The organism is Bradyrhizobium sp. BRP22 (assembly GCF_020194175.1).
Lineage (GTDB): Bacteria > Pseudomonadota > Alphaproteobacteria > Rhizobiales > Xanthobacteraceae > Bradyrhizobium.
Genome location: NZ_JADYVX010000004.1, coordinates 234,000 through 246,696 on the forward strand (window position 1 = coordinate 234,000; position 12,697 = coordinate 246,696).

Below are 12,697 nucleotides of genomic sequence, written 5' to 3' on the forward strand. Positions count from 1 at the left end.
TACGAACGTAACCGACTGTCCGGTGCCGCGAAATAGAGCTGAAACTGCGCGCCGGCAGCATTCCGCTTCTGCACGAGCCGGAATTGTAAAAGCGGAGAGTGGACGATGACGGAAAAGATCAGCACCAAGGAGTTTTCTGCTGGCTCCTCTGGCGACCAAATCCCGACGCTTACCTTGAAGGAACTTGAAGCGGATCCTCACGCTGTATTCCGTGGCTACCGCAAGCAACATCCGGTAGTGCTGCACGAGAGCGGCGGATATTTCGTGCTGCGCTTTTCCGATGTTGACCGCCTGAGCAAAGACCCGCGCTTCGGCCCCACCGGAACGAGCTTTCCCGAGATGCAGGGCCTCGACAATGGTGCGATGTTCGATATGTTCGACCATGGCATGCTGACGGCCGACGGCGATATACATCGGCGTCGCCGTGCGCCGTTTTCGCGATTATTTGCCGCCCGTGCCATTACTGAGATGCGTCCGAGCATTCGCCGCACTGCCGAGAACCTCATCGAGGGGTGGTACGGAGATGGCAAAGTCGATTTCTTCGACGAGTTCGCCGCCCAAATGCCGGCCCGCGTGATTGCCGATCTTTTTGGACTCCCGCGCGAGGATATCCCGGCATTTACGCTGTTGGTCTATGAGGTGACCAAGTTCTTCAGTTTCGGCCTGACTCCCGATGACATCTCCGGGATCGAGAAGGCGGGGCAACAGCTACGCGAATACGTCGACGAAATCCTCGACGAACGCCGCCGCCGCCCGCGCGGGGATTTCCTGTCCACATTCCTAGCGGCCGCCGCCGAAAGCGGTGAAATGTCCCCCGAGGAGATACTTTACCAGATATTCCAACTGATCGTCGGAGGCACCGATACCACCAGGGTCGCAATCGCAATGCAGGTCGCGCTTCTGCTTCAGCATCGCGACCAATGGGCGGAGGTGTGCCGCGATCCCGCCAGCGTTTCAGGCGCGGTCACCGAAGCGATGCGTTTCGAACCGAGCGTCGCGGGGGTCGCGAGAGCCACAAGGGAGGATGTCGACGTCGGCGGGACCGTCATCCCCGCCGGCCAGTTCGTCACATTATCGACCATGTCGGCCATGCGTGATGAGATGGCCTACGACCGTCCTGATATCTTCGATATTCATCGCAGCAACCAGCCACGGCTGCATCCGATCTTTGGCTATGGTGCGCATCGGTGCATCGGTGAGGCAATCGCCCGCGCCGAATTGGAGGAAAGCCTCAGCGCGATCGCCGCCCGCATACCGCAGCTCACGTTGGATGTACCGCCGAAAATCAGCGGCCATTTCGGAATCCGTCGCGTCGATGCCATGCGGCTTTCTTGGAAGCCGTAAAATTGTCCGGCAAAGATCCGCGCTGCAGGCGCCGGCGCGACCGCAACTGGCTGGATAGCCGGCGGCTGCGGTCTGCCAGCTCGTCCGCTTCGAAGTCGACGGCGGCGGCGGCCAGACGATAGCTGCCGATCATGCCGATGACATCCGCGGCCGAGACCTGTGGCCGGGCGCCGTCCGAGTCGCACTGGAGCGATGGGCTTGCGATGGTCCGTCTGGTTGCGGCGTCGACGCAGACCGCCTGGTACGCCTCCCGCTGGGGCCTGATGACGATCACACAGTGCCGGTTCGCGGAGTACGGCACGCGGAAACTCAAGTAAGAGACGGTCATCGTCGGTCCTGTCTGCGGGCAAGGCTCCGCCGTTCGCAGACGAGGACGTCTGCGCCGATTGTTTCCTGGAATCGAGAAGGGCTACGTGCCGGTTTCGCTAGCCTGCCGCGCCAGGCGGCGCGAGCGGAGGATGGGGTGTCGTGCTCATGCCCCAACGGATACCGGCAATTTTTGAAAAGTCGCTTCGAGATTTCCGTAAAATTGAATGCAACCGGAAGATTGTCGCCGGCCGGCGCCCCAGCTCCGACGATGCCGCATTAGATCTCTTGGACCAGATTGTTCCTGACGGCAGTGTGGAATCGATCGTCGTGCTCTCGATACTGCTTTGACCCCTCAATCGCCTCTCAACGATGAGAGCGCTTCGCGCGCTTTGGCGGCCGCCGAAATCGTTGCGGCCATGATGGGAAGTCCGTCACGTCATCTATCTGCTTCATGCAAAGAATGGGCGGCGCGCCGTTCGAGGGATGCAAATCGAGACCTTACAGAGTTGGCGGTCAGAGCCGTCGATCGAGTCGGTAACGACTCGGAGACGCAAGAGCTGATGCAAGAAGGCGAGGGAAGGAGTTTGCAGGATTGGCAGGCGAGTGTAGCGGATCTCAAGGCACAGCTTATCAGCCGGTGACAACACCCTTGTGTGTCCCACGACAGCAGCGCATCCCGCAATCCTTACGGATCGAGTTCGGTGTCCCAGTACAGGTAGTCGAGCCAGCTATCGTGCAGGTAGTTCGGCGGAAACAGGCGGCCGTTGCGGTGGAGCTGGTGCACGGTCGGCGCGAATGGCGTCTGCTTTGGAAACATCTTGGCCTGCTGCGGCGTCAGGTTGCCCTTCCTGAGGTTACAGGGCGAGCATGCCGCGACCACATTCTCCCAGGTGGTCTGGCCGCCTTTGCTGCGCGGGATGATGTGGTCGAACGTCAGGTCCTCGGGCGAATTGCAGTATTGGCAGGCGAAACGATCGCGCAGGAAGACGTTGAAACGGGTGAACGCCGGATGCGTGGTCGGCTTGACGAAGGACTTGAGCGAGACGACGCTGGGAAGCTGGATTTCAAAGGACGGGCTGCGTACCGCCCGGTCGTAATATTCAACGATGTTCACGCGATCGAGGAAGACTGCCTTGATCGCATCCTGCCACGACCATAGCGACAGGGGGTAGTAACTCAGCGGCCGGAAGTCCGCATTCAGGACCAGTACCGGCCAACCGCCTTGCGAGACATGTGCGTTCAAGTAACGCTCCCGGCCTCCATATCGCTGCGAAGCAGCATGCACTGACATACTACATGCAGCGTGACGGCATTGTGAAGAGCATTGAGCCGTTTATCCTGCACTGCGCTGCCATGATCCCGCCGTGATTGCCACCCTCCTGCAAGGCCCGTAAAGGGGGCCCAGATATCCTCCTGAGCCGGCGTCAGCAATGCGCACCACGTCACGCTACTTCGAGGCACCGCGCCGGCTGCGCGCCTTCGTGCGCGCGCACGAGACGAGCCTCGTGGTCCTGGCGGCGCTGACCGGAACCATCGGCGGGCTGGTGGTGGCCGCCATGAGCGGCGCGGTTTCGGTGCTGCATGTGGCGCTGTTCGACCTGCCGTTCGGGGAGCGGCTTTCCAGCCAGATCAGCCTCGACCCGCTGCGCGCCGTGCTGGTTCCGAGCCTGGGCGGGCTGTTGCTGGGGCTGGCTTTCCTCGCGCTGGCGCGCTGGCGGCCGGGGCGCGAGATCGACCCGATCGAGGCCAATGCCCTCTATGGCGGGCGGATGTCGTTTCGCGGCAGCGTGATCGTGGCATTGCAGACGATCTGGTCCTCCGGGGTCGGCGCTTCCGTCGGGCTGGAGGCGGGTTACACCCAGCTTTCCAGCGGCATCGCGGCCTCGCTCGGCCGCGGCTTTCACCTGCGCCGCATCGACCAGCGCATCATGGTCGGATGCGGAGCGGCGGCGGCGATCGCCGGCGCCTTCGGCGCGCCGCTGGCCGGCGCCTTCTATGCTTTCGAACTTGTGATCGGCGGCTACACGCCCGCGAGCCTGGCGCCGGTCGGGGTTGCCGCTGTCGCCGGCTATTTTGTCGCACATTCCTTCAGCGTACTGACGCTGGGAATAGGCGTCGATACCGTCGGCGATGTGCTGGGGCGCGACCTCGCCATCGCGGCGCTGCTCGGCGTGCTGGGGGCGCTGTTCGGCATCGCGATCATGCGCGGCGTCACGCTGTGCGAGACGCTGCTCGGAAAGACAAGGCTCTGGCCGCCGCTGCGTCCGGCGCTCGGCGGTTTCGCCGTCGGGCTGATGGCGCTGCTGACGCCGCAGGTGATGTCCTCGGGGCATGGCGCGCTGCATCTCGGCGGCATCGTGTCGATGCCGTTCGTCTTCATGGCCGGCGTGCTGATCCTGAAGGCGATGGCCTCGATCGTCTCGCTCGGCAGCGGGTTTCGCGGCGGCCTGTTCTTCGCCACGCTGTTCATGGGCGCGCTGGGCGGCCGGCTGTTCGCCGCCGGTTGCGACATGCTGTGGCCGGGCCTCAATCTCGATCCGGACGTCTATGCGGTGATCGGCATGAGCGCGCTGTCGGCGTCGGTGATCGGCGGACCGCTGACGATGTCGTTCATCGCGCTGGAATCGACCGGCAATCTCTGGCTCACCACCGCGGTGCTGGTCTCCGTCATCATCTCCACCATGCTCACGCGGGAACTGTTCGGCTATTCATTTGCGACCTGGCGGCTGCATCTGCGCGGCGAGACCATCCGCAGCGCCGCCGATATCGGCTGGATCCGCGATCTCACGGTGGACAAATTGATGCGCCGGGACATGACGACGGTGCATGCGGACATGCCGATCGAAGAGTTCCGCAAGCAGTTTCCGCTCGGCTCCAAGACGCAGGTGGTCGCGGTCGATCGCGAGGGGCGTTACGCCGGGCTGGCATTGATCGCGGAAGCGCATGCGCCCGATATCGACATGAACAAGGGCCTCGCCGGCATCCTGCGCCACAGCGACGTGGTGCTGCATCCGAGCATGAACATCCAGGAAGCCATTGCGGTGTTCGATGCGGCCGAAGCGGAATCGCTCGCCGTGGTCGAGGAGGGCGCCGAGCGCTGTCCAATCGGCGTCCTCACCGAAGCGCATGCAATGCGGCGTTATGCCGAGGAATCCGAGCAGCGTCGGCGCGAGGTGATCGGCGAGGCCTGACCGCGGACAGCAAGCCGGAACGCGATTGGTCATGCGCAGCTTGATTTCGTCCTCCGCCTCGGTATACCTTCCCCACATGATGTTCATGTCCACATTCTTCCCGCTGATCTGAACGGCCCGAAGTCGTTCCGGCGCATCCGCGCCGATCAGATCAACACGGCTCCGCCGACGCGAGTAGCCGAACGGAGAATGTGGAATGCATAAAGCCGAGCACGTCGGCCTGACTTCTTGTCAAGTCGAGGCCTTTATCACTGACGGTTTCATCAAAATCGAAAATGCCTTCAGCACCGACCTTGCGAAGCAATGCCGGGACGAACTGTGGGCGGATATTGGTCTGTCGCCAGACCAGCCAGAGAACTGGAGTCAACCGGTTGTTCGGGTGGGCTACAAGGCTTCGCCGCCCTTCGTTGCAGCCGCCAACACGCCGCTTCTGCACAGGGCCTACGATCAGCTTGTTGGCGAGGATCGCTGGCTTGCGCCCAAAGCCCTCGGGACCTTCCCGATCCGCTTTCCCTCGTCAGAGCCTCCCGGCGATGATGGCTGGCATGTGGACATGAGCTTTGGCGGAGACAATCCGGATTTCATGGAGTGGCGGGCCAACGTGAAGAGCAGCGGACGGGCATTGCTGATGCTCTTCCTGTTCTCGGATGTTGGTCCCGATGATGCGCCCACGAAGGTCCGGAAAGGCTCGCACGCCACCATCGCGCGGGAGTTGCTGCCCTATGGCGAAGCGGGCGCGACGCTGAGGCAGCTCTCCGCCCACGGCTACGCCTCGACGGAAGGTTGCCAGGTTGAACTGGCGACTGGTGCGGCAGGCACGGTCTATCTATGCCATCCGTTCCTGGTCCACGCCGCGCAACCTCACCGCGGGAGACGTCCACGGTTCATGGCTCAACCGCCGCTGCTGCCGCGGGGTGAGTTTGATCCGGGCTTGCCGCCGTCGCCGGTTCAGGTCGCGATCCGTCAGGCTTGCGGGCTAAGGTTCTGATCAACACCAGCGAATTTTCTTCACCTCTCCCGCTTGCGGGAGAGGTCGGCGCATAGCGCCGGGTGAGGGCTCTCTCCACAGGGTCGAACAGCGTGTATCGCGGAGCCCCACCCCAGCCCTCGCCCGCAAGCGGGAGAGGGAGTGCAGTGTCCACCGCGGACGCGATTCGAGTTGATCTCATCCCGCCCTAAGCCGGAATCTTCTCCAGCTTCTGCAGACAGCGCGCCACCCTCACTCTGGCCGGCATCTCGGTCTCGGGAAAGCTGGTCTTCCAGTCGGTGACGCCGACCTCGCCGACATAGATGTCGCCCCTGGAGTCCAGCGCGATGCCGTGCGGCGCCAGGAATTTTCCGGTCTCGATACCGGGGCCGTTCTCGCCGCCGAGCCGCGCGATGCGGTTGCCCTTGGCGTCGACGATGGTGAGCCGGGGTCCGAGATTAGGCACTTTGCGGTTGACCGCGAGACCGGGGCCGAGTTCGCCGATCACGAAATTCGGTTGCCTGCCGCCGCAACAGCAGAGCGCACAGGGACGGTGCAAATTGTTCCACTGCGTCTCGTATCGGCCGTCGCCATCGAACACCTGCACGCGGTGGTTCTCGCGATCGGCGACATAGACAAAGCCGTCGGCGTCGGTCGCGATGTTGTGGACGATGTTGAATTGGCCGGGATCGGTGCCGGGCTCGCCCCAGCTCTTCATCAGCTTGCCGTCGGGCGTGAATTTGTGGACGCGAGCATTGCCGTAGCCGTCGGAAACATAGATCTCGCCCTTCGGCGACAGCGCGGTGTGGGTGCAGCGGTTGAACGGCTCTCCGCTCATGAACGGCGCGGGCTTGCTGGGGATGCCGATCGTGAGCAGCACCTTGCCCTCCGCCGAGCATTTGCGCACGGTATGGTCGCCGTCGTCGGTGCAATAGAGGTTGTCATCGGCATCGATGTGCAGGCCATGGGCGCGCGAGAATAAGCCTTCGCCCCAACTCCGCAGGAAATTGCCCTCGCGGTCGAACACGACCATCGGGTGCTCACCGCGGTTGAAGACATAGATACGGTCCTTGCTGTCGACCGCGACGGAGGCGACGTCGGTAAGCTGCCAGCCGTCGGGCAGCTTGGCCCAGTTCTCCACCACGCGGTAGCGATGCTCGCCTGAGCCGAGGATGGTCGGCATGTGATGTCCTCCCCCAAATTCGCAGTCATTCCGGGATGGTCCGAAGAACCAGACCCGGAATCTCGAGATTCGGGGTTCTCGCTGCGCGAGCCCCGGAATGACGGTATGAATTACGCGAACGTCGCCCGCGGCCCGACGTCGCGCGGCAGCAGGCCCTCTTCGATCGCCTTGATCTGCAGCGCCAGGTGCTTCGAGCCGATCCGGCATTGCGCCAGTCCGCCGGCGATCAGCCAGAGGCCCATCTGGCCGGTCCGGGTATACATGTTGCGGAGCTCCTGCTCCTCGCCAAAGCCCCAGATCGTGCCGACGCGGTCGGCGACTTCGGCGCCGAACAGTTTCTTCACCAACTCTTCCTGGCGCTTGTAGCCGGTCGCGAGCACGACGAGGTCGGCGGCGATCAGTTCGCCGTTCTTCATCCTGGCGCCGTCGGCCGCGAACGTCTCGATGTCGGAGAATTGCCTCAGCGCGATCTCGCCCTTGACGATCAGGTCGGAGCAGCCGACGTTGAAATAATAGCCGCCGCCGCGGGTGAGATATTTGAACTGCCAGCCGGTATTGTCCTCGCCGTAGTCGAGCTTGAAGCCGACGCGTGCCAGGCCCTCGAGCAGGTCCTTGTCGAGCGCCTTCGACTTCTCCGTCACCATCGCATGGCTCTTGCGCCCCAGCTTCAGCGGCATCGACATCGCAATCAGGTCGTTATCGTCGAGCGTCCCGTCATTGTAGGGCGCGTAGACGAGCTGCGCCGAGGGCTCGATGCTGACCACCAGCGTCGGGCTGCGCTGCACCAGCGTCACGCTGGCGCCGCTGGAATAGAGGTCCTGCGCGATATCGTGGCCGCTATTGCCGGTGCCGATGACGATGGCCCGCTTGCCCTTCCAGTTCTCGCCGTCGTCATAGCCGCTGGAATGCATGACCTTGCCGGAAAAGTCCTTCAGGCCGGGAATATCAGGCACGTTCGGAATGCCGCTGACGCCGGTGGCGAGCACCACATGGCGCGGGTGCATCTCACGCTTCGTGCCGTCGGCACGGCGCAGCGTCACCGTCCAGCGGCCTTCGTTCTCGTCGTAGTGTCCGCCCTCGAATTCGGTGCTGGTCCAGAAGTTCAGCTCCATGGCGTCGACATAGGCTTCGAACCAGTTGGCGAGCTTGTCCTTCGGGATATAGGTCGGCCAGTTCGGCGGGAAGTGCATATAGGGCAGGTGGTTGACCTGCACCTGGTTGTGCAGCGTCAGTGCGTGATAGCGCTTGCGCCAATTGTCGCCGATGCGCGCCTCGCGGTCGACAATCAGCGTATCGACCTGCAACTGCTTCAGCCGCGCGGCGATGCAGAGCCCGCTCTGGCCGCCGCCGACCACGAGCACGGTCGGATCGCGGTCAGCATAGTCGGTCGACGCCTTGCGCAGATCGAGCCAGTTCGGCCCGCGGAAGTCGCGCGAATAGGCGTTGCCGCGCGGGCGGTTGACGCCGAGCTGCTCCTCGAAGCCCTTGAGCTCACCGAGCTCGGTCAGGAGAGTCCAGGCCTTCAGCGTGTTGCCGTCGGTGGCGTCAGGGATCAGGCGAACGATGCCGCTGCCGCGACCATCAGCGGTCTCGAACTTGAACATCGCCTCGATCGCATGGGTGCCGGCCCGCGTCACCCTGCGTGGCGCGCGGCGATCGGGGTCGATCGCAAAGCGACGCGGTGCGGCGCGGCCGGCATGCCGCTTCAGCTCGGCAATGATCGCGTCCGCACCGTCGATGGTCTGGATGTTCCAGCTCAGCGCCAGTATGTCGCGCCAGAAACTATCGGGGAGGAACAGGAAATCGAGCGAACCGTCGGCGGGCTTGCGAAGTGCGTCCTCGAATCGCGCGAGCCAAGTATCGGCGGCTACCGAGATGTCGTCGGTCTTGTCGAGCATGAGCGTTCCCCGTCACGGCCGTCTTCGCGGCGTATTCCATTGCAGCCTATACCTATTCGGCGGACTGCAGAAAGAGCGTGACGGGATGTCGGCTATTCCGAGAGCGACAGGATATGTCCCAGTTCCGGCGGAACGCGCCCTGCCAGGGTATCGAGATAGGCTGCTTGAACGGCCGCCGGTCCGCGGCCTTCGATCACCTTCAGCCATTGTTCGAGCTTTGGCGCGAAGCCTGACCAGGCGGCGCTGAAACGTTTCTCGATGCCACCGGGTCCCCATTCTCTCGCACGCACGCGGATCTGCTCGGGCGCGGAGAACCAGGTTGGCTTGGCGCCTGGCAGTTCCGGCTCGGTCTCCGCTGAGCGACGATGCGTCAGTCCGACGCGCGCCGAATATTTCATCTGCGCGCCGAAATGCCGGTGCAGCGTCTCGCGCAGGTCGCTGTTGCCTGCCATGTCCACGAACGCCGTCGGCTTATCGGACGGCAGGGACGCGAGGCGATCATAGGTGATGACCTCGTCGTAGCAGCCGAGCAACTTTACGAATCCGCTATTCGCCGATGACGTCAGGCCGATCACCTTGATGCCCGTGGTGTGCAGGAGATGCGCGAGGCCGAAGGCGGTCTTGCTGGACGCGGAGGAGAGCATCACGTTCTCCGCGCCGAAAAATCCGTTCTCGGCGAGGAAGTCGTCGACCAGGAACGACAGCATGAACAGCGGCCGCAGCAGGGCCTGGTAATCACCCTGCCGTCCCGCAAAGGCAGGATTGCCGCTCACGCGCGCATAGGCGTTGTAGACCGGCGCCACGCCCTGCCGATGCGCAGCGCCGTCGCGCAGGCCGCCTTTGCTGACATCGGCGGCCTCGATCACAAGATGCGTCCCCATCGGGAAGTAGCCGAACAGCCGTTCGCCTTCGGCGACGTTCGGATGGCGGGAGGCGATCACCTCGCCGAATCCCCACACCGGAATGTTGCCAAATCCTTCCGGTGCAGGGAACAACTGCCAGTATTTGAGTTCGTCGCCGACCATCGCGTAGGTGATGTTGTTTGCGGTCAGCGCAAAACTCGTCACCTTGGTCAGCAATATCTCGCTCGGAAGCGCGGCGACATCAGGCAGCGTCCGCTCGATGAACTTGCATTGGTTGAGATCGTTGCGGGCGACGACGAAGTCGGTCGATGTCATGAGGGCGGCTCCGGCTCTTGACGCGCCGCCATCTTTGCGTCGAGTGATGAATGTTTTGCAACAGCAACATAGTTTAAAACGCTGTTCGCATCTCGCTGATCCGATGCAGCGGACGTCGGCCTGACAAGCCGCTTGAAATTGTGGGTCCGAGGGAGACGCGGGGCCGCCCTTTTTGCCTTGAAGGCAGTCAGCATGAACGCGACAGTGGTGCTAACGACATAAATAAGCATGCTTGTCTCTCGTTAAGCGGAACGCGGCAACGGAATGGCGGAAGCGAAGACATTGTCGGGATCGTAGCGGCGCTTGATCTCGATCAGCCGTCCGGCGTTGCCGCCGTAGCTCTGGCCTGCGCGATCAAGCTCATCCCTGGCGAGAAAGTTCGGATAGCCACCGGGCAGCGCCGAGACGAAACGCTCGCGGGTGGTGCGTGCCCAGTGCCGGTGCCGCGGTTCGTCGCTGGCGTCGGATCGGTCCGGGAAGCTTGCCAGGATCTCGACCAGCAGGTGATCGCGACGCAGCCCGAACGCCGTCGCGTTCTTCGCGACACGGGACGCCGCGCCGCGGAATTCGTGGGTGATGATCGCGCAGCCCGGCGACACGGTGTTCTCCATCGCATGGATGAACACGTCGATGGCATCGCGGTCGAGCGCCGGCAGCCAGCAACTGTCCATCACGGTCTGCAATCCGTTGACGATGTAGGGATCGAACATGCCGAGCAGAGCCGCGTAGGATTGCCGTTCGATTCCGCCTGCGAGCAGCGTTCCCAGCTTGGCGAAGGGTTGAAGCCTTGCTTCGCCTTCTTCGGGCCGGCCGCTCCAGGTTGGAATGACCAGGACCACCACCGCGCCGCTTGGATCGGCGATGAGCGTGTGCTGCACCGTCAATTCGTCCGGCGCCGACGCCATCAATGCGCTGCACCGTTCCAGCACCGCGCGGGCCTCGGAAAAGGAATAGACGAGCATGCCGGAATGAACGCTCGGCAGTTCATGGACGCGATGGCGCATCGCCGTCACCACGCCGAAATTGCCGCCGCCGCCGCGCAGCGCCCAGAACAGATCGGCGTTGCTCTCGCCGTCGGCATGCACGATGCGGCCGTCGGCCAGCACGATCTCGGCGGCGAGCATGTTGTCGATCGCCAGGCCGAAGCGTCCGATCAGCGGACCATAGCCGCCGCCGAGCGTGAGTCCGGCGATGCCGACGCTCGAAACCGATCCTGCCACCACGGCCAGCCTGAACGGGTCGGTGACAGCGGTCACATCGGCGGCGCGAGCGCCACCCGCAACCGTGGCGCTGCGGCCGTCGGCGCCGAGCACGACGCTGCGCATGCCGCTCAAGTCGAGCACCACGCCCTCGCAGAGCGCGCGGCCCGCCCAGTCGTGGCCGCCGCCGCGAACCGATAATGGCAGCTCGCGCTCGCGCGCGGATCGGATCGCGGCCTGGACGTCCTCGGCGGTTCGGCAATGCACGACCGCGCCAGGCGTGACGCCGACCTGCTTTGCCCAGATGCTGGTCGCCGCCGCATAGCGATCATTACCGGGCAATGACACCAATCCAGGCAGATCCTCGCTCAGACCGCGACAGGCGGCATCGATCGCAGCAGACATGGCTTCGCTCTCCTCTGATCGGCGCGAGCGGAGTGCTCGGCGTTCTCAGCCGGTTTACGGAGAAGCGGACTGGGCGTTCGTGAAGATTCCTGCGCTTTTGCGGGTACGCGTTCAGGCGAACTCGGAGGGAGGAACGCCGTAGACGCGGCGGACCCATCGCGACAAATGGCTCTGGTCCGAAAACCCGGTGTCGGCCGCGATTTCGGCGAGCCCCATTCGTCCTTCGCGCATATGCCGGGCCGCCGCCTGCAGGCGCAGATGGACGACGTAGCGATACGGCGTCATGCCGACCGAGCGGGCGAACACGCGCGAGAAATGGAACGAGCTGCGGCCGGCGAGCGCGGCGAGGTCGGCGACTTCGATCGGCTCGGCGAGATTGGAGAGCACATAGTCCCTGATCCGCTGCAGCGCGCGTTGACCCAACCGGCCTCGCGCTGGGTTTCCGGGCGCCGACGTATAGCTGGACACCAGGCGGCCGATGAAACGGCTGGCGGCTTCGCTCCAGAACAACGGACCGTTCGGATAGCCTTGCGCACTCTCCGCAACCAGCGACTGCGCCGTGTGCTGAAGCATCTGATCGTATCCCGACAGCCGCTCGGGAAGCTCGGCTTCGAGCGCGGAATCTTCCGCGGCGGCAAGCGCGAGCTGGCTCGGCTTGACGGCGATCAGCAGCATATCGGCGGTGTCGTCGGCGTCGGCGGAGCAGTCTGCGCCGGCCGGAGAGATCGCCAGCGCGCCTTGGCCCGTCTCGTGCCGCAGCCGTCGTCCGGCTATCCGGCAATCGAGCCGCAGATGGGGCGACATCTGAACGAAGACGAGGTGCTGTTCGGTGGCGCCGCTGAAATGGGCCCCGCCATCGAATAGCGCCCGCAACACGCGGACACCGCTTTCGCCCCGCGGACCATCCGCTTGGGATATGATAGGTGGCTCGCCGTCTTTTCGAGCCCAGCGCACTTGACCGAACTTCGACACGTGGAATCGCGCTCCGCCAAGCGGTGCATGAAACAAGGCCTGCTAAGTTGG

At 63.8% G+C, this 12,697-nt stretch carries 10 protein-coding genes; 4 read left to right on the forward strand and 6 right to left on the reverse strand.

What is annotated here, in order from left to right; translation table 11 throughout:
• The first annotated feature begins 105 nt into the window (after nucleotides 1-105).
• Nucleotides 106-1,344 (forward strand): cytochrome P450, encoded by a 1,239-nt coding sequence (locus I6F35_RS07865; protein WP_225117080.1) that lies wholly within the window; start codon nucleotides 106-108, stop codon nucleotides 1,342-1,344.
• A gap of 131 nt (nucleotides 1,345-1,475) precedes the next feature.
• A complete protein-coding gene (locus tag I6F35_RS07870) occupies nucleotides 1,476-1,661 on the forward strand; it encodes a hypothetical protein (RefSeq protein ID WP_225117081.1) in 186 nt (61 codons plus the stop codon).
• Between the two features lie 677 nt (nucleotides 1,662-2,338).
• On the opposite strand, the gene I6F35_RS07880 is transcribed toward I6F35_RS07870, so the two are convergent.
• Nucleotides 2,339-2,896, reverse strand: a complete 558-nt coding sequence (locus I6F35_RS07880; protein ID WP_225117083.1) for an HNH endonuclease — start codon at nucleotides 2,894-2,896, stop codon at nucleotides 2,339-2,341.
• A gap of 187 nt (nucleotides 2,897-3,083) precedes the next feature.
• Here I6F35_RS07880 and I6F35_RS07885 point away from each other — a divergent pair, with 187 nt between their 5' ends.
• Complete coding sequence (locus I6F35_RS07885; RefSeq protein WP_225117084.1) at nucleotides 3,084-4,844, forward strand: chloride channel protein; 1,761 nt, start codon at nucleotides 3,084-3,086, stop codon at nucleotides 4,842-4,844.
• Nucleotides 4,845-5,040: 196 nt separating this feature from the next.
• Complete coding sequence (locus I6F35_RS07890) at nucleotides 5,041-5,832, forward strand: phytanoyl-CoA dioxygenase family protein (RefSeq protein ID WP_225117085.1); 792 nt, start codon at nucleotides 5,041-5,043, stop codon at nucleotides 5,830-5,832.
• 187 nt (nucleotides 5,833-6,019) lie between these two features.
• Here the strand turns inward: I6F35_RS07890 and I6F35_RS07895 are convergent, their stop codons facing one another.
• From I6F35_RS07895 to I6F35_RS07915, 5 genes are all read right to left on the reverse strand, one after another.
• Nucleotides 6,020-6,994 carry a peptidyl-alpha-hydroxyglycine alpha-amidating lyase family protein gene (locus I6F35_RS07895; RefSeq protein ID WP_225117086.1) on the reverse strand — a complete coding sequence of 325 codons (975 nt, stop codon included), beginning with the start codon at nucleotides 6,992-6,994 and terminating at the stop codon, nucleotides 6,020-6,022.
• A gap of 110 nt (nucleotides 6,995-7,104) precedes the next feature.
• Nucleotides 7,105-8,892 (reverse strand): NAD(P)/FAD-dependent oxidoreductase, encoded by a 1,788-nt coding sequence (locus I6F35_RS07900; protein WP_225117087.1) that lies wholly within the window; start codon nucleotides 8,890-8,892, stop codon nucleotides 7,105-7,107.
• A gap of 92 nt (nucleotides 8,893-8,984) precedes the next feature.
• Nucleotides 8,985-10,070 (reverse strand): DUF2855 family protein, encoded by a 1,086-nt coding sequence (locus tag I6F35_RS07905; RefSeq protein WP_225117088.1) that lies wholly within the window; start codon nucleotides 10,068-10,070, stop codon nucleotides 8,985-8,987.
• Nucleotides 10,071-10,312: 242 nt separating this feature from the next.
• Nucleotides 10,313-11,674, reverse strand: a complete 1,362-nt coding sequence (locus I6F35_RS07910; protein WP_225117089.1) for an FAD-binding oxidoreductase — start codon at nucleotides 11,672-11,674, stop codon at nucleotides 10,313-10,315.
• Between the two features lie 111 nt (nucleotides 11,675-11,785).
• Nucleotides 11,786-12,547 carry a helix-turn-helix domain-containing protein gene (locus tag I6F35_RS07915; protein WP_225117090.1) on the reverse strand — a complete coding sequence of 254 codons (762 nt, stop codon included), beginning with the start codon at nucleotides 12,545-12,547 and terminating at the stop codon, nucleotides 11,786-11,788.
• Between the last annotated feature and the right edge of the window lie 150 nt (nucleotides 12,548-12,697).